The following is a 22,978-nucleotide window of genomic DNA, read 5'->3' as shown; positions in this document are numbered from 1 at the left end:
CTGGGTCCGGAACCGTTTCCCCTTTCGATCCAGTTACAGGACCTTCCATGACCCAAGACGTCGCCCGGATCATCGCATCGGACCGTTTCAAGCGCGCGCAGGAGGACCTGGCGCAGGGCCATGAGCGCTTTGTCGGCGAGATCATAGAGCTGACCGAGATCCCCGCGCCGCCCTTCAAGGAAGAGGTCCGCGCCGCTGCCTACGCTGAGAAGTTCCGCGCGCTGGGGCTTCAGGAGGTCGAACTTGACGGCATCGGCAACGTGCTGGGCCTGCGCCGCGGCCGCGGCAACGGGCAAGTGATCGTGGTCGCGGCGCATCTCGACACCGTTTTCCCCGAAGGCACCGACGTGACCGTGCGACGCGAGGGCACCAAGCTCTATGCGCCGGGCGTCGGCGATGACACGCGCGGGCTGGCGGCGCTGCTGGCCTTTATCCGGGCGCTGGATGCCGCGGGGATCGAGACAGAGCAGGATATCCTCTTCGTCGGCGACGTGGGCGAGGAGGGCAAGGGCGACCTGCGCGGCATCCGGTATCTCTTTGAGCAGGGCGCCTACCGCGAAAAGATCGCGGGCTTCTTCACCATCGACGGGCTGGAGGTGGGACAGATCACCACCGGCGCAGTCGGCTCGCTGCGCTACAGGGTGACGTTCCGCGGGCCGGGCGGGCATTCGCTGAACGCCTTCGGCACGGTCAACCCGGCCTATGCGCTCGGGTCGCTGATGGCGGGCATGGCGCGGATCGAGGTCCCGGCAGAGCCGCGCACCACATTCTGCGCCTCGGTCATGGGGGGCGGCAGCTCGATCAATGCCATCCCCGAGGACGTTTGGCTCGAGGTCGACCTGCGTTCTGTGGATGCAGCCGAGCTGGACAAGCTCGACACGGCGCTGCACGCGCTCGTCGAGGAGGCCGTGGCGGCGGAGAACGCCCGCGGCGACACCCGCCATGGCGCGATCCGCGCCGAGGTGAGCCGCATCGGCAACCGCCCGGCGGGGCAGACCGCGCCCGAGAGCACCATCGTCCAGTCGGCCCTTGCGGCCCTTCCGGCCTTTGGCTTCACGGCGTCGACCGGCGAGAGCTCGACCGACGCCAATATTCCCATGAGCCTTGGCGTGCCGGCGATTTGCCTCGGATCGGGCGGCACCGGCGGGCGGGCGCACACTCTCGAGGAGTGGATCGACGTCGAGCCGGAGCTGTCGCTGCGCGGGCTCTACGCGGGGCTTGCCGCGATCCTCGGCACGGTGGGGATGATCGAGGGCTGAAGCCCGGGCCCCAAAAAGAAGGACCGCGCCGGTGGGCGGCGCGGTCCTTGCAGGGGCAGGGGAGGTGGGTCAGCCGAAGGTCAGCTGGACCTTCACCGCTTTGCCCCGATCTATCGCCAGTTCGATGGCGTCCTGTGCCTGATCGACGGGCAGGGAATGCGTCACGATGGGCGCGAGGGTCAGGGCGCGCGCGTTGATCAGCTCTACCGACTGGCCGAACTCGGCGTCGAACCGGTGTGTGCCGCAGAGGTTGATCTCTTTCGAGACCAGCATGTTGAACGGCACCGGCGTGTCGCCCATGACGCCAACCTGCACGATGGTGCCGAGCGGGCGGGTGCAGGCGATGGCCGAGCGGATTGCCGGGCCGGCGGCGGAGCATTCAAAGCAGAGGTCGAACTGGCCTTTCTCGGCCTCGTATTCGGCCAGGGCTTCGCCGTTGGTGGCGACGTTGATCGCGCGGGTTGCGCCGACCTGCTTGGCCACTTCGAGGGTCGCGTCCTGCAGGTCGGTGACCACGATCTCCGAGGCTCCGTAATGCTTGGCCAGCGCCACGCATAGCGCGCCGATCGGGCCAGCGCCGGTGACGAGGACGCGCTTGCCCTCGAGCGAACCCGCAACCTTTACGGCCCGGGTCACGGCGCGGCAGCAGACGGCGAGCGGCTCGGCCAGCGCGGCCTCGGCCATCGGCACGCCCTCGGCGATCTTGTAGCACTGGCCTGCCCCGATCGCGATGCGGTCACGGAAGAAGCCCTGCTCGTGCGGCAGGAACATCGCCGAGCCCTTGAAGCGCATGCTCATGCAGTGCTGGTGCTCGCCCGCGGTGCAGAACTTGCACTCTCCGCAGGGGTGGGAGGGGTTCACCGCCACCACGTCGCCGGGGCTCACGCCGGTCACTCCGTCGCCGACCGAGACCACGGTGCCCGCCGCCTCGTGGCCGATGATGATCGGCTCGCGCACCCGGATCGTGCCGATGCCGCCGTCGGCATAATAGTGGATGTCCGAGCCGCAGATGCCGCCCGCGCCGATCGCGACCACCACCTCGCCCGCCGCCGCGGTGGGCTCTTCGATGGTCTCGACGCGCAGGTCTTTCTGTCCGTGCAGCCGTGCGATGCGGTTGGTCATGATCTTGGTCCTAGTTCGACAGGAAGGAGGGCAGCCAGGTGCTGAAGAACGGCACGTACGACACGAGCAGCAGCACGAGGATGTTGGTGATGATGAAGGGCATGATCGCGCGGGTGACTTGCCAGAGCGTGACCCGGCCGATGCCGGCGCAGATGAACAGGCATACGCCGACCGGCGGTGTGGTCAGGCCGATCATCAGGTTGAGCACCGCGAAGACCGCGAAGTGAAGCGGGTCGACGCCGACGCCGGTGGCCAGCGCAAGAAGCGGGCCGAAGAGGATGATCAGCGCGGCGATGGTCTCCATGAACATGCCGACGAAGAGCAGCACCAGGTTGATCAGCAGGATCACCAGGAACTTGTTGTCGGTGATGCTGAGTACGCTGTCGGCGATCATCTGCGGGATGCGCTCGGATACGAGGATCCAGCCGAAGACGTTGGCAAGGCCGACCAGCACCAGGATTGCGGCGGCGGAAACGGCGCTGTCGATCAGGATCTTCGGCACGTCGCGCAGCTTGAGCCCGCGGTAGACGAAGGCACCGACGACGAAGGCGTAGATCGAGGCGACGATGGCGGTCTCGGTCGGGGTGGCGAAGCCGGTGAGCAGCCCGCCGACGATGAGCCCGGTCATGGCCACGGCCCAGAACGCGCCGAGGAAAGCTTTCCACAATTCGCCCATGCCCTGCCATTGCTGGCGCGGGTAGTTGTTGCGGCGCGCGATGATCCAGGCGGTGACCATCATTGCCACGCCCATCAGGATGCCGGGCAGGGCGCCCGCGATGAACATCTTGCCGACCGAGATGCCCGAGAGCGTGCCGACGATGATCATCGGCACCGAGGGTGGGATGATCGGCCCGACGGTCGAGGAGGCGGCGGTGATCGCGGCGGAGAAATCGGCGGGGTAGCCGGCCTTCTTCATGCCGGGGATCATCATGCCGCCGATCGAGGCGGCGTCCGCCGCGGCGGTGCCAGAGATGCCGCCGAAGAGCATCGAGGCGGCGACGTTGGTGAGGCCCAGCCCGCCGCGCATCCAGCCGACCAGCGCCTGCGCCAGCCGCACGATGCGCCCGGTGATGCCGCCGGCGTTCATCAGGTTGCCGGCAAGGATGAAGCCGGGGATGCAGAGCAGCACGAAGCTGTCCATGCCCGCGTACATTTTCTGCGGGATGACCACGAGCGGCATGCCCTTGAAGAGGATGTAGGCCATCGACGACACGCCGAGGGTGATCGCCACAGGCAAGCCGATGATCAGGCCGCCGAGGAAGCAGCCGAGCAGAATGGTCAGCTCCATCTCAGAGCTCCTCTTCGGGTTTTTCGGGAAGTCCGGTGTCGCGGCGGCTCAGCATGCCGGCCACGCGCAGCCCGGCAAACAGGCTGATCGAGAGCAATGCGACCAGCACCGAGGCGTGAATGAAATCCATGCGCACGCCCAAAGACGGCGCTGTCTGCCGCGCGCCGATCGACACGTAAAGCCAGGTCGCCTTGATCAGCATCAGGCCGAAGCCGAGCGTGATCACCGCGCAGATGAGCCGCAGCATCCAGGGCAGCCGTCCGGGCAGGGCCTCGCAGACGATGTCGACATTGACCAGATCGCCCGAGCGGTAGGCCAGCCCGACGCCGAAGGCGGCGAGGTAGAGCAGGGCGAAGCGGGTCAGCTCCTCGGTCCAGACGACCGAGGAGATCACCCCCGAGCGCCCGAGCAGCTGGATGATGACGGCGGCGATGATGGCGGCGAAGCTGAGCCCCGTCGCGATGCGAGCGATTGCGGTCAGGACCGTGACGAGCTTTTGCATGGATCGGCTCTTCGGTGAAATTACGGGAAGGGCCGGACCCGAGTGGAGGGGTCCGGCCCGGGAGTACGGGCCCGGGAGAAGGGGAGGAGGGGCCCGCGGTCCGGCTCAGCGGTCGAAGAGCGCTTCGACGTCGGGCCGGATGTCTTCGGAGACCGAGCTCAGCACCGCTTCCTTGGCGGCGGCTGCGAAGGCCTCGTTGTCGACGTCGACAAATTCCACGCCGAGGTCCTGAAGCTGGGTGACCAGCTGCTCTTCGTCGGCGAGGAAGAGCTCACGCTCGTATTCCTGCGTGCGCTTGGCGGCTTCTATGACGTTGGCCTGATCCTCTTCGGACATCTGGTTCCACGCCATTTCCGAGATCGTCAGGTAGATCCACGAGCGCACGTGATCGGTCTTGTTGATGTACTTCTGGACCTCGTTGAAGTTGGCCGACTTGATCAGCGCCAGTGGGTTCTCCTGCGCCTCGATGGTGCCGTTCTGCAGCGAGGTGAACACCTCGGAGAAGGCCATCGGGGTCGGGTTCGCGCCAAGCGCCTTCCAGACGTTGAGGAAGAGCGGCACGTTCGGCACGCGCATCTTCAGGCCGTTCAGCTCGTCCGGCGAGGTGATCGGGCGGTTCGAGGTCAGCTCGCGCGGGCCACGGGCGAAATAGGCGATCGGGCGGATACCCACCTTCTCGATGATCTGCGCCTCGATGCGGTCGCCAAGCTCGCCGCCGGCGACGGAGTCCATGTCCTCGAGCGAGCTGTAGGCATAGGGCATCGCCAGCAGCGCTGCCATCGGTGCCCAGTTCTGCAGCGACTCGCCGGTGATGGTCATGTCGGCGGTGCCGAGCTGCATGCCGTTGATCACGTCGACTTCCTTGCCGAGCGTCTCGTTCGGATAGACCTCGACCTCGATGCGGCCGTCGGTGAGCGTGGCCAGCTCCTCGGCGAACTTCAGCGAAGCCTTGTGCCAGATGTTGTCCTCGTTGGCGAGGTGGCCGAGCTTCAGGGTCATGTCGGCAGCCATCGCCGAAGCGCTGAGCGCGACGGTGGCAATGCCGGAAAGCAGCAGGGTTTTCAGGGTTTTGGCGACAGTCATGGTGTCCTCCCTTTCAGGGTCGCTTGGGGACGATGCAGCGCGGATATTCACGCGGCATCGGGGTCGAAGTAATCGGGGAAGGCCTCGCGGATGGCCGGCAGGTCCGACAGGATCATCTGCAGGTGGCCGCGCATCGCCCTCTCGGCGGCATCGGGATCGCCCGCGTCGATGGCGTCGACCACCGCGGTATGCTGGGCGATGAGGTGTTCAAGCGGGAAATGCGCCGAGGTCATCTGGCGCACCCGGTCCATCTGGCTCTTCATGCCGACGATCACCGCCCAGGCGTTGGGGCGACCCGCGCCCTTGGCCAGCGTGTGGTGAAACTCGTCGTCGAGCGGCACGAAGGCGGCGGGGTGCTGATCCACAAGCCGGGCCTGCGCGGCGATCTGGCTGCGCAACTCCTCGACCAGCCCGTCGGGTCGCGCGCTGGCGCAGGCCTTGGCGATGTCGGCCTCGACCGCCTCGCGCACGAAGCGCGCGTCGAGCACGGCAGCGACAGAAATCTTGCGCACGAAGGATCCGCGTTGCGGGCGGATCTCCAGCAGGCCCTCTTCGGCCAGCTTGATGAAGGCTTCGCGGACGGGTTGGCGCGAGACGCCGAAGCGCGCGCCGATCTCGGCCTCGGAGAGCCGGGTGCCGGGTTCGAGCTGGTTCTGCACGATCGCCTGGCGCAGGGCGCGGATCAGCTGTGGTCCGACGGGCGCTGACTGGTCGACCTGCTCGATCTGGATTGTCTCGATTCCCATAGCTCTCCTCCGTGGCGGCAACCTGCTCCATACTTCCATACTAGTCAACATTTGAATCGGCTGCTATGAATCTCGTGACCACCGAGGCGCGGGAGTCCGTCCCGCACGGCAGACAAGAGGGAGGGTTTCCGATGCGTCAGACCTGGCGTTGGTTCGGTCCGAAAGACCGCGTGAGCATCGACGACATGATGCAGGCTGGCGTCGAGGGCGTCGTTTCCGCATTGCACCACGTGCCTACCAGCGCAGTCTGGACTCCCGAAGAGATCGCGCAGCGCCAGCGCGAGATCGCCACGCGCAAGGATGGCCGCCCGTCGCCGCTGGTCTGGGACGTGGTCGAATCGTTGCCCGTTTCGGAAGACATCAAGAAGCAGAAGGGCGAGTGGAAGGCTCATGTCGAGAGTTGGAAGACCTCGATGCGGCACCTTTCCGAGGCCGGTCTTGAGACCATCTGCTACAACTTCATGCCGGTGCTCGACTGGACCCGCACCGATCTGGCCTGGGAACGTCCGAGCGGCGCGCGCTGCATGCGCTTTGACCTGATCGACTTCGCCGCATTCGACATCCACATCCTCGAGCGCGCGGGCGCTGCCGAGGGCTTCCCCGACGATGTGGTCGCCGAGGCCGCGGAGCGCTTCGCCAAGATGGATGACGCCCGCAAGGAGCAGCTCGCCGGCAACGTCGTCTTTGGCCTGCCCGGCGCGGCAGAGAAATTCTCGCTCGACGATGTGAAGCTGCACCTCGCGGAATACGACAATATCTCCGAGACCCAGCTGCAGCAGCACATGATCGACTTCCTGTCGGAGGTGACGCCGCTGGCCGAAGAGCTGGGCATGCGCCTGTGCTGCCACCCGGACGATCCGCCCTTCCCGCTGCTCGGCCTGCCGCGGATCATGTCGACCGAGGCGCATTACCGGAAGATCCTCGACGCCGTCGATCTGCGGGCCAATGGCGTCACGCTCTGCACCGGCTCGCTGGGGGCGCGCCCGGACAACAACCCGGTCGAGATCTTCAAGGCGCTGGCCGACCGCGTGCACTTCCTGCACCTGCGCAACGTCAGCATCGAGGGCAGCGAGGTGATGAACTCGCTCTACGAGGACGAGCACCTTTCGGGCCACACCGACATGGTCGCCATGGTCGGTGCCGTGGTCGCCGAGGAGCGCCGCCGAAAGGCCGAGGGTCGCGCCGACTGGTCGATCCCCTTCCGCCCCGACCACGGGCAGGACATCCTTGACGACATCGGCCGCGAAGCGCAGCCGGGCTACCCGGCGATTGGCCGTCTCAAGGGGCTGGCCGAACTGCGCGGCCTCTATCGCGCCTTCGAGCACCAACTGGCGGCGGGGGCGGCATGAGGCTGTCTTCGCTGAGCCAGGTGCCCGAGGCGTTGCGTCCGGGCTATGATCCGCAGGCGCATGGGGTGGGCATCGTCCACCTCGGCCTCGGCGCCTTCCACAAGGCGCACCAGGCGGCGCTGACCGATCTGGCGCTGGCGGCCGAGGGCGGCGATTGGCGCATCCTCGGTGTGTCACTGCGCTCGCCTAAGGCGTCGGACGAGCTGCATCCGCAAAACGGGCTCTACACGCTGATCGCCAAGGGCGCCGAGGGCACCAAGGCGCGGGTGATCGGCGCGATCGCCGATGCCATCTGCTCGGCGGGCAACCCGGAGCCAGCGCTGGGGGCCATGTCCGCGCCGGGTACGAAGATCGTCTCGCTGACGGTGACCGAAAAGGCCTATGGCCTTGACCGCGCGACGCAGGGCTGCGACCCGTCGCACCCCGCCGTCGCCGCCGATCTGGCCAGCCCCGCGGCGCCGCAGGGCGTGCTGGGCCTGCTGACCGAGGCGCTGCGCCGCCGCCGGGATGCGGGGCTTACACCCTTCACCGTGCTTTGCTGCGACAACCTGCCGGATAACGGCGTTCTGCTGCGCGGCGCGGTGGTGGATTTCGCCCGCCGCATCGATCCCGCGCTGTCTGAGTGGATTGCTGCCGAGGTCGCCTTCCCCTCGACCATGGTCGACCGCATCACTCCCGCCGCCACACCTGCGACGCTGGCCGAGGCCGCCGAGTTGACCGGGTGCGAGGACCAGGCAGCGATCGCGACCGAGACCTTTGTCCAATGGGTGATCGAGGACAATTTCCCGCAAGGTCGCCCGGCCTGGGAAAAGGCCGGGGCGATCTTCACCGGCAACGTCACCGCCTTCGAGATGATGAAGCTGCGGATGCTCAACGGCACCCACTCCATGCTGGCCTACGCCGGATTCCACGCCGGGTGCCCCTACGTGCGCGACGTGATGGCGGCAAGGCCGCTGGCCAAGCTGGTGCGCCGCCACCTTGGGGCCGCCGCCGCGACCCTGCCTGTGATCCCGGGGATCGACACCGCCGCCTATGCCGAGGCGCTGGCCATACGCTTCGAGAACCCCGAGATCGCGCATCAGACCTTCCAGATTGCCATGGACGGCTCGGAAAAAATGCCGCAGCGCGTCTTTTCCGCAGTGGCGGATGCGCGGGCCAGGGGGGTGGATTGCCGTGCTTTCACCTTTGCCACGGCGGCCTGGTTGCGACACCTCAGCGGCGCGACCCACGATTGCGCGCCCTACGCGCTGCGTGACCCCCGCGCCGCCGAGCTGCAGGCCATGGCCAAGGGCAGGGAGGCCGACGAGATCGTCGGCGCGCTGCGTCACGCAGCCTTCGTGCCGCCGGCGCTTGCCGCGGACGAGGGGTTCTGGGCCGAGGTGGCGGGGCTTCTGGCGGAGATGCTGTTCGAGCCGATGCGGGACGTGATCGCGCGTGAAGCCGCCTTCTGAGCGCCATGATCGCTGCCCGCCGCGCAGGCGGGCAGTCGCGCAATCCACTGTTTGCGCGAACAGGATGTCCGGATGTACTGACCTGATGAAAATGTCGCTATATTATCGGCCTGGGAGGACACCATGCCATATACCGACTTTGCACGCGGGTCCCGGACGTTCAGCACCCCCCGGAGACAGTCCGAGGAGAGCGCCGAAATCACCCGTCTCGAGAATGAGTTACGCGCATTCGTGGCCGTTGCCCTGCAACACGGGATGCGCGACTACTGCGAGATTCGCCATCCCGAGTTGACTCGCGAACTGGAGGAGGGGCTTGAACGGGCCGGTCGCCGCGCCGAGGTGAAATACGCCTATGTCACCGAGCGCCTGGCGCGGGTGCCGGGTCTCATGGCCTCGACCGGAGAGACCGGCGAGCGCACCTATTATCGCGACAGCGAGGAGAACGTCGCCTACATCGAGCATTCGCTCTGGAGCAAACGCTTTATCCTGAGCGGCATCTGGGTGGCGCCGAAGCACCGGGGCAAGGGCGTGGCGCATCGCATCCTGCGCCAGCTGGTCGAGGCGGCGGATGAAGCCGAGCTGGGAATCGAGCTGCACCACGAGCCCTTCGGGGAGGAGGGGCTCGACAAGCCCGCGCTCGAGGATTTCTACAGCCGCCACGGCTTCCAGCACCACGAACTCACTCCGGGCGCGATGTTCCGAATCCCCCGCTCGCCGCTGGACCGCCACGGCCGATCCTAGGGCTCGGCAGCCGCCGTGGCAATCTCTGCGGGCGCGCAGCCGACGTGCCTATTATTAGGTGCCTGTTATAAGGTGTCGGATGCCGCCGGGTTCGGTGAAATCCCCACACATGCCGGGTCTGCGGCTCTCGCCCGTATCGTGAATTGCGGCCTCGGGCGGGGGCGATCGACGAAGGCATTGTCCTTGCACGTGCGGAGGTCCGCCTCCACCAGCAACGGAAACCGGCGAATCATCGCTGGACCTTGCCGTGGCGTGGCGGTTCCGCCGGCGCATTCCAGCGCCGCAGCGTCGTGCCGATGCGGGAAGTGGCGCAGTTCGGGGCACTGGTGGCAATTTGCCGCCAAGTTTTCGGTCAAGGAAGGGGCTGAGTCCCGCAACCTGTGGCCTAGATCATGTTCAAAGCGTGGTCACAGCGTTTATTTTCGTGTAATAGGATTCGGGTAGTTAAGTTTTAATCCCACGCGCAAGCTACAGATTTTAAGCTAATATTTTCTGGGGGCCCCCGTCATTCTCGCGGGTCCTGACCGGAGGTGCTTTTCATATGCGAATTGGAACGGAGAATCCGATGAATATTGTAATCCTTGGATGCGGGGGCTTTATCGGCAGCCATCTGCTGGATCGCCTGCTCACCACCACCGATCACAAGATCATCGGATGGGACCCGGAGAGCTCGAAGATCCGGAAGCACCTGGATAATCCGAACTTCACGCTCCACCAGCGCTACGTGGATGATCCAGAAACCCAACAGGATCTGCGGGATGCTGTGGCTGATGGGGATGTGGTCATCAACCTTGCCGCGATCTGTAACCCGTCCGAGTACAACACCAACCCGATCAGCGTGATCAAGTCCAACCTGTTCGACGTCTATCCGATTGTCGAACTCTGCGTGGAATACAAGCGCTGGTTGATCAGCTTCTCGACCAGCGAGTGCTATGGCCGCACGCTGTCGAGCTATGTCGGGGACACGAGCTACGAGAACCCCGACCTCTACGAACTCAAGGAAGACGAGACGCCGCTCATTATGGGGCCGATCGTCAACCAGCGCTGGACCTATGCCTGCGCCAAGCAGATGGTCGAGCGTCTTGTCTATGCCCACCACAAGGAAGACGGCCTGCCGTTCACCGTGGTGCGCCCGCTGAACTTCTTCGGCCCGCGTATGGACTACATTCCGCAGCGCGACGGCGATGGCGTTCCCCGGGTTCTGGCCTGCTTCATGGGCGCCCTGCTCAACGGCGATCCGATGAAGCTGGTGGACGGCGGCAGGGCACGCCGCACCATCGTCTCGATCTACGAGGCCGTGGATGCGATCTGCCGCATGCTCGACAACCCCGAGAAGGCCAACGGTCACGCCTTCAACATCGGCAACCGCAACAACGAGGTCACCATGGCCGAGCTGGCGGATCTGATGCGCAAGACCTACGCCAAGATCACCGGGGATCCCTCTTACGAGGATTACCCGATCATCGAGGTGAGCGCCGAAGAGTTCTACGGCGAAGGTTACGAAGATTGCGACCGCCGCATGCCCGACATCTCGAAGGCCAAGGAGCTTCTTGGCTGGGAGCCGAAGATCGCGCTCGAGGACGTTCTTCTCGATACGATGACCTACTTCCATAACGAGTATGCAGGCTCCATGAAGCCCGCACAGGTGGCCGAATAGCCCCCTCGCCCTTTCAGTTTTTCCTCCCCTGCCGCGCTCCCTCCTGAGCGCGGCAGTTGCTTTTCCGGCGCCCGGGGACCTCCTGCCGGCGCAATGGCTCTTCGCGCCGCCGTGGCGCTCGCCTATAAGCGCGGCATGGATATCGGTCGCCTTCCTCCGCTGCGCAGCCTCATCGCCTTTCAGACCGTCGCGCGCTGCGGCAGCTTCACCCGCGCCGCCGAGCTGCTGGCGCTGACCCAGAGCGGCATCAGCCGGCAGATCGCGCAGCTCGAGGATCACGTCGGTGCGGCGCTCTTCGAGCGCCAGCCTGCGGGCGTGGTGCTGACCCGGATCGGCGAGGAATACGCCAAGGAGGTGGGCCGGGCGCTCGATGCACTGCAATCGCTCGAAGCGGGGCAGATCGCCCGGCGCCGGCAGGACCAGGTGACCATCGCCTGCTCGCGCGCCGTGGCCGACCTTTGGATGCTGCCCCGGCTCACCCGGCTGCGCGACGCCTTCCCGGCGCTCGAACTGAAGCTCATCGTCAACGACTTCTTCCAGCAGTTGCGTCACGACGAATACGATCTTGCGATCTACTACCGCCCCAACCGCCCCGCCGACCATCTCGTCGCCGCGCTCGGGCCGGAAGAGATCCTTCCGGTCATGGCGCCCGGCGGCACGCCGCTTGTAGAGGCGGCGGCCCCGATGTTGCTGACCGTCGAGGAGACCCACAAGGAGTGGACGGACTGGGGCAATTGGCTTGCCTCTGTCGGCCTCAAGCTGCCCGACGCGACGACCCGCTGGAAGCTCGGCGACTATCACCTCTCGGTCGAGGCGGCGCGGCGCGGCGTCGGCTTCGCCATGGGCTGGACGTGGTTCCTTGTCGACTACCTGGAGAGCGGCGCCCTGGTTCCGGCAGATACGCGGCCGTTCCGCGGTCATGGCGAGTATTACCTGATGCGCCCAACCACCCGTCACCAGCGGCAGGCGGCGCGCCAGGTCGGCGACTGGCTGGTCGAGAGCAACAGGCGATGGCGGGCGAGCTGAGCCGCTGGCACCGGGCAAGCCTCTGATTCCCATTTGAAAACCGCGCGCTTGAAATGCCCTCAGAGGGGCATGACAAATTTTCATTTGTACCTCTAAGCATTCCCCGGAATGTTCTGCGCCAAGCCGGACAAGAGCCGCGTATAAGCAAGAATTCACAGGAGAGACGACATGACGAAACTTCATGACATGTCCGGCATCAGCCGTCGCGGCCTTCTCGCGGGGGCTGCCGGAATGGGCCTCGTGGGTCTCAGCGGCCTGCCGCTGCGCGCGCAGGAGACCCCGCGCAAGGGTGGCACGCTGAAGCTCGGGATCAGCGGTGGCTCGACCACCGACGATTTCGACATCCGCAAGCTCGCCGACTGGGTGCCGGTGAACCAGGCCTACATGGTCATGAACGGCCTCGTCGAGATCGACTCCGACAACATCGCCCAGCCCGAGCTGTTCTCGGCCTGGGAAGCCGAAGAGGGCGCCGCCGCATGGGTGTTCGACATCCGTCAGGGCGTGACCTTCCACAATGGCAAGAGCCTCACCGCCGACGACGTGATCTACTCGCTGAACCTGCACCGCGGCGAAAGCTCCTCGGCGGCGCGTTCGATCCTCGCGCCGATCACCGAGATCGAGAAGCTCTCGGATCACCAGATCCGCATCACGCTCGAGAGCGGCAACGCTGATCTGCCGTACCTGCTGTCGGATTATCACCTGCTGGTCGTGCCCGAGGGCTTCGACGACTGGTCCAACCCCGTCGGCACCGGCCCCTTCATCCCCGAGCGCGTCGAGCCCGGCGTGCGTGGCCGCTTCGTGCGCAACGAGGACTACTGGAAGCCCGGCTGCGCCAACGTGGATGCCGTCGAGGTGGTGGTGATCAACGATGTGACCGCCCGCACCAACGCGCTGATGTCGGGCCAGGTGCACGCGATCAACGCGGTGGACTTCAAGACCGTCACCCTGCTGGGGCGCAACCCCAAACTCGAGATCGTCCGCTCGGCCGGGGGCCAGCACTTCACCTTCCTGATGGATTGCACCAAGGCCCCGTTCACCGACGAGAACGCACGTCTGGCGATCAAATATGCCGTGGACCGCGAGCAGCTGCTGAAGACGGCACTCAACGGCTTTGGCCAGCTGGGCAATGACCACCCGATCCCGCAGACCGACCGCTTCTACAACTCCGAGCTGGAACAGCGCGCCTACGATCCCGAGAAGGCGCAGTTCCACGCCAAGAAGGCCGGCTTTGATCCGCTGGCCGTCACCCTCTCGGCCTCCGACGCAGCCTTCTCCGGCGCGGTCGATGCGGCGGCGGTCTTCCGCAGCGCGGCCACTGGCGCTGGCGTCGACGTGACCATCAAGCGTGAGCCGGCGGATGGCTACTGGAGCGACGTGTGGATGCAGGTGCCGTTCTGCATGTCCTACTGGGGCGGCCGTCCGACCGCCGACCAGATGCTGTCGATCGCCTATGAGTCCAGCTCCTCCTACAACGACACGCGCTGGAGCAACGAGCGTTTCGATGCGTTGCTGAAAGAGGCCCGCGCGCTGCTCGACGAGGAGAAGCGCCGCGAGATCTACTGGGAGTGTCAGGCGCTGATCCACGAGGACGGCGGCGCGATGATCCCCATGTTCGGCGACTACCTCGACGCGGTGTCGAAGGATGTGAAGGGCGTGAAACCCCATGCGATGTTCAACCTGATGGGCGCGCGCATGGCCGAGAAGGTCTGGCTGGAAGCCTGATGGGTTCGCTGATCGCAAAACGCGCGGGCCTCGGGCTGCTGACGCTTTGGCTGGTCTCGGTTCTGGTGTTTGCCGGAACCGAGATCCTGCCCGGCGACGTGGCCGGGGCCATCCTCGGGCAGAGCGCCACGCCCGAGTCCCTCGCCGCGCTGCGCAGCGAGCTCGGGCTCGATGTGCCCGCGCTGCAGCGCTACTTCGACTGGCTGGGGGGCATCCTCACCGGCGACATGGGCCGCTCGATGGCCTCGGGTCAGCCGGTCTCGGAACTGCTCTGGCCGCGGTTTCGGAACACCATGGCGCTGGCGGCCTACGCCGGGGTCATCGCGGTGCCTCTGGCCGTGGGTCTCGGCATCCTCGCCGCCGCCAAGCGGGGCACGATCTTTGACCGCGCCGCCAATGTCGCCGCGCTCGCCTTCGTGTCGCTGCCCGAGTACTTCCTCGGCCTGCTGCTGGTGCTCTGGCTCTCGGTAAAGACCGGCTGGTTGCCGAGCCTTGCCGATACCTACGAGGGCATGGGGCTCGCCGCCTGGTTCAATGCCACCACCCTGCCGATGCTGGTGCTGGTCATGGTCACCATGGCGCAGATCCTGCGCATGACCCGGACGACGGTTCTGGGCGTGATGGACCAGCCCTATATCGAGACCGCCTTCCTCAAGGGCTTGAAGAACGGCCGGGTGGTCATGCGCCACGCCGCGCCCAATGCCGCCGCGCCCATCGTCAACGTGGTCTCGTTCAACATCGCCTATCTGATCACCGGCGTTGTGCTGGTCGAGGCGGTGTTCAACTACAACGGGCTGGGCCGCTTCATGGTCGATGCTGTGTCGAAGCGCGATCTGCCGATGGTGCAGGCCGCCGCGATGATCTTCGGGGCCGCCTACGTGATCCTCAACATGATCGCCGACATTGCCGCCATCGCGCTCAACCCCCGCCTGCGCCACCCGCGCGGAAAGGAGGCGTAAGATGTCCCGCCTCTCCAACATCCCGCTGACCGGCTGGATCGGCATGGCGCTGATCGCCGCGAATGCGATCCTGTTCCTCTTCGGGCCGATGCTCGCGCCTTTCGGACAGGAAGAGATCGTCGGCATGCCCTTCGACATGCCGCAGCCGGGCCACCCGCTGGGCTTCGACCAGAACGGCCGCGACATGCTCTCACGCCTGCTCTACGGCGCGCAGATGTCGATCGGCATCTCTCTTGCCGCGGTGTGCCTGTCGTTCGCCGTCGGCGTGCCGCTCGGCATCCTGGCGGCGATCCGCGGTGGCTGGCTCGATCTGGTGCTGTCGCGCGTCGTTGATACCGTCATGTCGATCCCGGTGCTGATCTCGGCGCTGGTGGTGCTGCAGGCGCTCGGCTCGTCGCTGCCGGTGCTGATCGTCACCATCGCGCTGCTCGACAGCACCCGGGTGTTCCGCCTTGCACGCCTCGTGGCGCAGGGGATCAACGTCATGGAATACGCCGAGGTCGCCCGCCTGCGTGGCGAGCGCCTTGGCTGGATGATCCGCCGCGAGATCCTGCCCAACGCCCTGCCGCCGCTGGTGGCCGAGTTCGGCATGCGCTTTTGCTTCACGTTCCTCTTCGTGGCGGGGCTGTCCTACCTCGGTCTTGGCGTGCAGCCGCCCTTCGCCGACTGGGGCGGCATGGTGCGCGACAACCAGCAGGGCATCCTCTACGGGCTTTACGCCCCGCTTTTCCCCGCCGGTGCAATCGCCATGGTGACCATCGGGGTGAACCTCACCGTCGACTGGCTGCTCGCGGGCCATACCACCGTGCAGGGAGACAACCGATGAGCGATATCCTTCGTATCCGCGACCTGCGGGTTGCCACCGCCGAGGGCGTGGAATTGCTGCATGGCGTCTCGCTCGATCTGGAGCAGGGCGAGATCCTCGGCCTGATCGGCGAGAGCGGTGCGGGCAAGTCGACCATTGGCCTTGCGGCAATGGGCTACGGGCGCGGCGGCTGCCGGATCACCGGCGGCAGCATCGGGTTGGCGGGCCGCGACCTGGCGTCGTCCTCTAGGTCCGAGCGCGAGGCCGTGCGCGGCGCGCGCATCGCCTATGTGGCGCAGAGCGCGGCGGCGGCCTTCAACCCCGCGCACCGGCTGGAACGGCAGATCATGGAAGGCCCGCTGCGGCATGGGCAGATGAGCGCCGCCCAAGCCCGCGCCTGGATGATCGAGCTCTTCACCGCGCTCGGGCTGCCCGAGCCCGAAACCTTTGGCCGCCGCTACCCGCACCAAGTCTCGGGCGGACAGCTGCAGCGGGCGATGGTCGCCATGGCCATGTCGTGCAAGCCCGACATCCTCGTGCTCGACGAGCCGACCACGGCGCTCGACGTGACGACGCAGATCGAGGTGCTGCTGCTGCTGCGCGAGACGATCCGCAAATACGGCACCTCGGCGCTCTACATCACCCACGACCTCGCGGTGATCGCGCAGGTCGCCGACCGGCTCATGGTGCTGCGCAACGGGGCCGAGGTCGAGACCGGCACCACCGAGCAGATCCTTGCCGCCCCGCGCGAGGAGTACACGCAGCGGCTCGTCTCCGAGCGGCAGGCCAGCCTCAACGCCGAGGCGGGCGCGCATCACCGGACGGGCGAGGAGATCCTGCGGATCGACAACCTCTCTGCCGCCTATGGCAGGACGCCGGTTCTGCATGACGTTGACCTGTCGGTAAAGCGCGGCGAGACCGTGGCCATCGTCGGCGAATCCGGTTCGGGCAAGTCGACGCTGGCGCGGCTGGTATCGGGCCTGCTGGCGCCGTCTGCGGGGCAGGTGCAGTTTGACGGCCAACCGCTGCCCGTGACCTACCGCAAGCGCTCGCCGGATCTCTTGCGCAGCATCCAGCTGATTTACCAGCTGCCCGACGTTGCGCTGAACCCGCGCCAGACGGTGGCCGAGACCATCGGTCGCCCCTTGCAGACCTTCCGCGGGCTCAAGGGCGAGGCGCAGCGGGACGAGGTGGCGCGTCTGCTCGAAATGATCGGCCTTCCGACCGAGATGGGAAACCGTCTGCCCGGCGCGCTCTCGGGCGGGCAGAAGCAGCGCGTCTGCATCGCCCGTGCGCTGGCCGCCGAGCCCGATCTGATGATCTGTGACGAGGTCACATCGGCGCTCGACCCGCTGGTCGCCGAGGATATCCTGCGCCTCTTGCGCAAGCTGCAGGACGAGCTGGGGATGACCTACCTCTTCATCACCCACGACCTGTCGGTGGTGCGCCGGCTCGCCGACCGCACGGTGGTGATGCAGAAGGGCCGGATCGTCGAGGAGGCGGACACCGCCACGCTCTTCGAGGCGCCGCGTGATCCCTACACCCGCAAGCTCTTGGACTCGGTGCCGCAGCTGGATCGCGGGTGGCTCGACAAGGTGCTGGCCGCCCGCGCGTCCTGACCCAAACAATCATCTGAATACACACGATAAACGGAAGTCATCATGGCCACCGAATTCATCGAACACGTCTGGATCCCGATGCCGGATGGCACGCGGCTCAGCGCCCGGCTCTTCCTGCCCGAGGGCGCGCGCAGCCACGCGGTCCCGGCGGTTCTGGAGTATATTCCCTACCGCAAGCGCGACGGCACCCGCGGCCGCGACGAGCCGATGCACGGCTATTTCGCGGAACACGGCTATGCCGCCGTGCGCGTCGACATCCGCGGCACCGGCGAGTCCGAGGGCCACATGGCCGACGAGTACCTTGAGCTGGAACAGGACGACGCTTGCGAGGTCATCGCCTGGATCGCGGCGCAGGACTGGTGCGACGGCAACGTCGGGATGATGGGCAAGAGCTGGTCGGGGTTCAACTCGCTGCAGGTCGCCGCGCGCCGTCCCCCGGCGCTGAAGGCTATCATCACCTGCTATTCCACCGACGACCGGTTCAAGGACGACATTCACTTCATGAATGGCTGCCTGCTGAACGATAACCTCTGGTGGGGTTCGATCATGATGGGCTACCAGGCCCGTCCGCTCGATCCTGAGGTGGTCGGCGAAAGCTGGCGCGAGGACTGGCAGAAGAGACTGGAAACCCTTCCCTTCTTCCCGGCTCTCTGGGCCGAGCACCAGAGCTATGACGCATACTGGAAGCACGGCTCGGTGCAGGAGGACTACTCTGCGATTCAATGCCCGGTGATGGTCGTCGGGGCCTGGGCCGACAGCTACACGAACTCGGTGCCGCGCCTGCTGGAGAACCTGCAGGTTCCCACGCGCGGCATCATCGGTCCCTGGGGTCATGTCTATCCGCAGGACGGCGTGCCGGGCCCGGCGATCGGTTTCCTGCAGGAGGCGACACGCTGGTGGGACCAGTGGCTGAAGGGCAAGGATACCGGCGTGACGCAGGAGCCCAAGCTGCGCGCTTACATCAACGATCCCATTGCGCCCGAGACCTCGCGCCCCGACCAGCCGGGCCGCTGGGTTGGCTCCGACTGGCCGCTGGCCGAGCCTATGCGGCAGATGCACTTGACCCCCGGCGGCGCGCTCGCCGATGCACCGGAAGAGGGCGCTCTGCTGCCGATCCGTTCGCCGCAGAGCCATGGCATTGCCGCGGGCGAATGGATGGGCGTCGGCTGCCCGGGCGAGATGCCTGGAGATCAGCGCATCGAGGACGGCGGCGCGCTGGTCTTCGAAACCGGGGTATTCGGTTCCGATCTTGAAATCCTCGGCGTGCCCGAGCTCGACCTGCACCTCGCCTCGGACAAGCCGGTGGCGCAAGTCGTGGTGCGGCTCGGCGACGTCGCGCCCGATGGCAAGGTCACCCGGGTCAGCTACCAGGTGCTGAACCTCACCCATCGGAACGGCCACGAGACCCCTGAGGCGCTGGTGCCGGGACACTTCGAGACCGTGAAGGTCAAGCTCTCGGCCTGCGGCCATCGGTTTGCCGCGGGCCATAAGCTCCGCGTCTCGGTGGGCACCGCCTACTGGCCAATCATCTGGCCCGCGCCCGAGGCCGCCACGCTGACCATCGACACCGCGCGCAGCCTGCTGCACGTGCCGCAGCGTCGCGGCGGCGACGTTCATCCGGGCTTCGAGCCCCCGGCGCATGGTCCGGCCTGCCCGATGACCATGATCCGGCCCGCCAAGCTCGAGCGCCATGTCACCACCGACTACCTGACCGGCGAGGTCACCTATGTGACCAACGGCGAGGGCGGTCTCTTCGGTGAGGGCGTGCTGCGCTTCGACGAGATCGGCACGGTGCTCTCGCACAGTCTGCGGCGCGAGCTGACCATCCATCCCGACGATCCGACCTCGGCGCGCTACAAGCTGCACCAGGTCTACGAGATGGGCCGTGAGGGATGGCAGACCGTTTCGGTGCTCGACAGCGAGATGATCAGCGATACGGAGAGTTTCTTCCTGAAGGCCCGGATGTCGGTCACGCTCAATGGCGAGGAAGTCTTCGCGAAGGACTGGTCCGAGACCATCCCGCGGCATCTGATCTGACCGCCGGGTCTTTCGTTTGGGAACGGGCGCCCCTCTGGCGGCGCCCGTTCCTGCATGCGGAATTCGTGTGGCCTGCGTGCATTGCCCGGATTCTGGAAACGCGACGTTTCCAAAAATTGCTAAATTGCGGCGGGAATATGTCTTAGGCTCCGCGAAGTTGTTGTGGTTCAGCGCCTGCAACGTGTGCCGTGCCCTCGCATTCTGGTTCCGGTTGTTTTCATGCCCACGCTTTACCTCTTCTCCCTTCTTATCGGCGGTATCTTGTGGAGCGTGGCGGGCGGCACGTCCTCCTCGGGCGAGGAGGATGCCCCGGAGGACAGGGCCGCCGAAGATGCCGATGAGACAGCGGACCTCAATGGCGCGACGCTGATCGGCAGTGCAGAGAGTGACGCGCTTTCCGGCGGCCCGGGCAATGACACTCTGGAAGGAGGTGCCGGGGACGACCTGCTTATCGGCGGGGAGGGAAATGACCAGCTCGTCGGCACACAGGGAGCGGACAGCGCGCAGGGCGGGGCGGGGAACGACATCCTGCTTTTCGTCGACGAGGCGCTCGGGGCGCCGGATGTGCTGGAGGGCGGCGTGGGGAACGACGTGCTCTGGGGCAATGACGGCGACAGGATGACCGGCGGCGGAAATGCGGATATCTTCGTCGTGCCGGTGGGGCAGGAGGGCGCCGCGCCGGTTACCATCACCGATCTCGACTTCACCCGCTTCACCGAGCAGGACGTGCCCGACCGCGTGGTCTTTGTGACGCCGGAGGGCGAGATCCTCCCGCGCGCCGCCTTTTTCGACGGCACGCTCGCGGCAGGCATCGGCGACATGCCCGACGGCAGCGGCGCGGGGATCTACATGAACGGCGAGGTGGTGGCGGTGATCGAGGGCCACACCGCCGAGGAGCTTTTCTACGAGACCGTCTGGATCGGGAACTTCTCGCCCGCGCTCACCGGCTTTTTTGACGGCGACGACGCGCTTACCGGCAGCGAGGGGCGCGACGAGCTCTTCGGCGGGAGCGGAGCGGATACGCTGGTGGGTCTTGGCGGAGGTGACTATCTCGACGGCCAGTCCGGAGACGATTTCGTCAACGGCGTCGACGAGGAGGGGGCCGAGACGGTGGGCGACACGCTGGTTGGCAACGCCGGGGACGACACGCTGCGCGGCGACGCGGGCGATCATCTTGCGGGCGCGGCGGGAAAGGACAGCTACGAGATCGTGGTGCCGCAGGGGGAGGGGGCCTTCGTTCCGATGACGCTGCACACCTACGACCTGCGGGGCAACGACGGTGCTCCGGAACTCATCACCCTGGTGCAGCCGGACGGCACGCGGCTTTCGGCAGGGGCGGCCTATGGCAGCCTGACGGTCGCGGAAGCCGAGGATGGCAGCGGCACGGCGCTGGTCTTCGAGGGCCGGGTGCTCGCGGTGATCGACGGCGTGGATGCGGCCGAACTCGGCGACCCGCGCGGCTGGCTGGGCAACCTCGCTGCCGTGACGCCGTTCGCGGCCGCCCCGCCCGCCTTCGACGGAACGCAAGTCTCGGTCACCGCGGCGACGGGTACCGGACAGGTGCTGGAGGGGGCCTATTTCGGCGGCAACCTCGTGTTCAGCGTCAACACCGAGGACGGGCTGCCTTTCGACAATTTCGGCGCTGCGGCGGATGCGCTCGATATCACCCATCTGCGCTTCCCGGCCGGGCAGGGCGACAGCGGCGATCTCGAGGAGGATGGCGCGGGGTTCCTCAATATCCTGCAGATGGAGCGGGTTGACGGGGCATGGGCGCTCCGGCACGAAGTGACCGATATGCTGGATTGGGCGCGGGAGACTGGCGCCAAGGTAACGCTGGTGCTGCCAACCAAGAACTACAGCGTGACTGACTACGAGGCGCTCGACGGGGACATAGCCCGCTTTGCCGAGACGGTGATGCGCGACCATTCGGACGTGGTCGAAGCCTTCGAGATTGGCAATGAATACTGGAGCATGGGCGAGACCGCCTATGGGGCCAAGGCCGATGTCGCCGCCGTGGCGCTGGCGCGGGGCATGGAGGAGGCCGGCTTCGAGCCGGAGGATCAGGCGGCGATCCTCGTGCAGATGGCCTCGCCCTTCGCGGGGTCGGAATACCACGTCTCGATCGATGATCGCCCCTATTTGCAGCGCGTGCAGGATGCCAACCGCACCATCATCGGCCAGCTTGGCAGCGAGGCGCGCGAGGCCCTCGACGGGGTGGTCGAGCATTACTACTACGACAAGCGGGTGACCGAGTTCGAGGGCACCAGCGGCGAGATGAACTTCATCAACCGCGACTACGCGGTTTGGGACGACGCCTTCGACAAGGAGCTCGATCTCTACGTCACCGAGTGGAATGTGCGCACCTCGGACACCACGGAGACCGGTCTGCGCTCGGCCTCGGTCATGGTCGAGATGACCTCAAACATGAACGGGCTCGGCGTCGACGCGGCGCATGTCTGGCCGGTGCAGCACAACACACCCACCGACCTTGCCGGAAAGCAGCACGAGAACGTCCTCACAGACGCCGAGGGGCGGGTGCTGAACACGATCAACGGCGCGACATTCGATCTGATGAGCTCCAGCTTGCCGGGACTGGAACTGCTCGAGACTGACCTTTCCATCGAGGATGGCAGCTTCACCTTCCACGCCTGGCAGTCCGAGGACAGCACCGTCGTCTACGTCGCCTCGCGCGCCACCGACAGCCTCGAGCTGGAGCTCGATCTCTCGACGCTGGTGCCCGGATACGCCTCGGCCTCGGCGGTGAAGATTGGCGCGGATGTCTCGGCCAACTCCAGCGACGGGGTGCACTACGTGCCGGGCGAGGGCTTCCAGGAGGCCGACAGCCTTCTGGTCAACGGCCAGCGCTACTACATCAACGAGAACGACGTGCGGGCCAAGCTGACGGATATCGCAGTCACCGGGACCAAGGTGCCGATCACCCTCGACCCCTTCGAGGTCATTGAGATCACCTTCGACACCGCGGGCATCGATGCGGCGGAGCCGGACACCGTCGGTGACATGGGCGAGCGGATCACGGGCAGTACGACAGGCGACACGCTGGAGGGGGGTGACGGCGACGATACGCTCGAGGGACTGGCGGGCGACGACAGGCTGGTCGGCGACAAGGGGGATGACAGCGCCAATGGCGGCGCTGGGGATGACCGTCTGCTCGGCTGGGGCGGGGGTGATTACCTCAAGGGTGGGGACGGCAACGATCTCATTTCCGGCAACCAGGGAAGCGACACGCTGGTCGGCAGCGAGGGCGACGACATACTGACCGGCAACGAAGAGCATGACGTGCTCAACGGGATGGTGGGCAACGACAGGCTCTCGGGCGGGCCGGGGGCGGACACGCTGACCGGCTGGGCTGGGCGGGACGTTTTCGTGCTGGAGGAGGGCGACCTCACCGGCGGCGACGTGATCACCGATTTCACCCCCGGGAAGGACGTGATCGAGGTCGACCTGCCGGGGATCGACGATCTGTCGGACCTTAGCTTCGCGGCCAGCGAGGCGGGCATCACCATCCGCTTCGGCGCGCAGGGAAGCTTGCTGCTGCAGGGCGATCTGCGCATCTCCGAGGTGAGCGCGGCGCGCAACTTCAGCTTCGTCTGA

General features: G+C 66.3%; 17 protein-coding genes. 12 read left to right on the top strand and 5 right to left on the bottom strand.

Annotation, left to right across the window (positions count from 1 at the left end; translation table 11 throughout):
* Positions 1 to 47: 47 nt before the first annotated feature.
* Positions 48 to 1,259, top strand: coding sequence for a M20/M25/M40 family metallo-hydrolase (locus CEW88_RS20785; protein WP_108970271.1), 1,212 nt, complete (start codon positions 48 to 50; stop codon positions 1,257 to 1,259).
* A gap of 69 nt (positions 1,260 to 1,328) precedes the next feature.
* On the opposite strand, the gene CEW88_RS20780 is transcribed toward CEW88_RS20785, so the two are convergent.
* From CEW88_RS20780 to CEW88_RS20760, 5 genes are all read right to left on the bottom strand, one after another.
* On the bottom strand, positions 1,329 to 2,381 hold the full coding sequence (locus tag CEW88_RS20780; RefSeq protein ID WP_108970270.1) for an L-idonate 5-dehydrogenase: 1,053 nt from the start codon (positions 2,379 to 2,381) through the stop codon (positions 1,329 to 1,331).
* A 10-nt stretch (positions 2,382 to 2,391) separates the two neighbouring features.
* Positions 2,392 to 3,669, bottom strand: a complete 1,278-nt coding sequence (locus CEW88_RS20775) for a TRAP transporter large permease (protein ID WP_108970269.1) — start codon at positions 3,667 to 3,669, stop codon at positions 2,392 to 2,394.
* Between the two features lies 1 nt (position 3,670).
* Positions 3,671 to 4,171: a TRAP transporter small permease gene (locus tag CEW88_RS20770; RefSeq protein ID WP_108970268.1), complete on the bottom strand. Its 501-nt coding sequence runs from the start codon at positions 4,169 to 4,171 to the stop codon at positions 3,671 to 3,673.
* Between the two features lie 105 nt (positions 4,172 to 4,276).
* Positions 4,277 to 5,254, bottom strand: a complete 978-nt coding sequence (locus CEW88_RS20765) for a TRAP transporter substrate-binding protein (RefSeq protein ID WP_108970267.1) — start codon at positions 5,252 to 5,254, stop codon at positions 4,277 to 4,279.
* 47 nt (positions 5,255 to 5,301) lie between these two features.
* Positions 5,302 to 6,000 (bottom strand): GntR family transcriptional regulator, encoded by a 699-nt coding sequence (locus tag CEW88_RS20760; RefSeq protein WP_108970266.1) that lies wholly within the window; start codon positions 5,998 to 6,000, stop codon positions 5,302 to 5,304.
* A gap of 131 nt (positions 6,001 to 6,131) precedes the next feature.
* On the opposite strand from CEW88_RS20760, the gene uxuA reads away from it, so the two are divergent.
* The 11 genes from uxuA (at position 6,132) to CEW88_RS20705 (ending at position 22,978) form a co-directional block, all read left to right on the top strand.
* Positions 6,132 to 7,349 (top strand): mannonate dehydratase, encoded by a 1,218-nt coding sequence (uxuA, locus tag CEW88_RS20755; RefSeq protein ID WP_108970265.1) that lies wholly within the window; start codon positions 6,132 to 6,134, stop codon positions 7,347 to 7,349.
* On the top strand, positions 7,346 to 8,800 hold the full coding sequence (locus tag CEW88_RS20750; protein WP_108970264.1) for a mannitol dehydrogenase family protein: 1,455 nt from the start codon (positions 7,346 to 7,348) through the stop codon (positions 8,798 to 8,800). The genes uxuA and CEW88_RS20750 overlap by 4 nt, the downstream gene beginning before the upstream one ends.
* 123 nt (positions 8,801 to 8,923) lie before the next feature.
* Positions 8,924 to 9,541: a GNAT family N-acetyltransferase gene (locus CEW88_RS20745; RefSeq protein ID WP_108970263.1), complete on the top strand. Its 618-nt coding sequence runs from the start codon at positions 8,924 to 8,926 to the stop codon at positions 9,539 to 9,541.
* A 565-nt stretch (positions 9,542 to 10,106) separates the two neighbouring features.
* On the top strand, positions 10,107 to 11,198 hold the full coding sequence (locus tag CEW88_RS20740) for an NAD-dependent epimerase/dehydratase family protein (protein ID WP_159099696.1): 1,092 nt from the start codon (positions 10,107 to 10,109) through the stop codon (positions 11,196 to 11,198).
* Between the two features lie 93 nt (positions 11,199 to 11,291).
* Positions 11,292 to 12,224: a LysR family transcriptional regulator gene (locus CEW88_RS20735; RefSeq protein WP_254694556.1), complete on the top strand. Its 933-nt coding sequence runs from the start codon at positions 11,292 to 11,294 to the stop codon at positions 12,222 to 12,224.
* A 168-nt stretch (positions 12,225 to 12,392) separates the two neighbouring features.
* The gene (locus CEW88_RS20730) at positions 12,393 to 13,946 is read left to right on the top strand and encodes an ABC transporter substrate-binding protein (protein WP_108970261.1); all 1,554 of its coding nucleotides are present in this window, start codon (positions 12,393 to 12,395) and stop codon (positions 13,944 to 13,946) included.
* Positions 13,946 to 14,905, top strand: coding sequence for an ABC transporter permease (locus CEW88_RS20725; RefSeq protein ID WP_108970260.1), 960 nt, complete (start codon positions 13,946 to 13,948; stop codon positions 14,903 to 14,905). The genes CEW88_RS20730 and CEW88_RS20725 overlap by 1 nt, the downstream gene beginning before the upstream one ends.
* A gap of 1 nt (position 14,906) precedes the next feature.
* The gene (locus CEW88_RS20720) at positions 14,907 to 15,731 is read left to right on the top strand and encodes an ABC transporter permease (RefSeq protein ID WP_108970259.1); all 825 of its coding nucleotides are present in this window, start codon (positions 14,907 to 14,909) and stop codon (positions 15,729 to 15,731) included.
* The gene (locus CEW88_RS20715) at positions 15,728 to 17,329 is read left to right on the top strand and encodes an ABC transporter ATP-binding protein (protein ID WP_108970258.1); all 1,602 of its coding nucleotides are present in this window, start codon (positions 15,728 to 15,730) and stop codon (positions 17,327 to 17,329) included. The genes CEW88_RS20720 and CEW88_RS20715 overlap by 4 nt, the downstream gene beginning before the upstream one ends.
* 42 nt (positions 17,330 to 17,371) lie before the next feature.
* Positions 17,372 to 19,366 carry a CocE/NonD family hydrolase gene (locus CEW88_RS20710; protein ID WP_108970257.1) on the top strand — a complete coding sequence of 665 codons (1,995 nt, stop codon included), beginning with the start codon at positions 17,372 to 17,374 and terminating at the stop codon, positions 19,364 to 19,366.
* A gap of 219 nt (positions 19,367 to 19,585) precedes the next feature.
* On the top strand, positions 19,586 to 22,978 hold the full coding sequence (locus tag CEW88_RS20705) for a calcium-binding protein (protein ID WP_108970256.1): 3,393 nt from the start codon (positions 19,586 to 19,588) through the stop codon (positions 22,976 to 22,978).

The organism is Alloyangia pacifica (assembly GCF_003111685.1).
GTDB lineage: Bacteria > Pseudomonadota > Alphaproteobacteria > Rhodobacterales > Rhodobacteraceae > Salipiger > Salipiger pacificus_A.
This window is presented reverse-complemented; position numbering and strand designations above follow the sequence as displayed.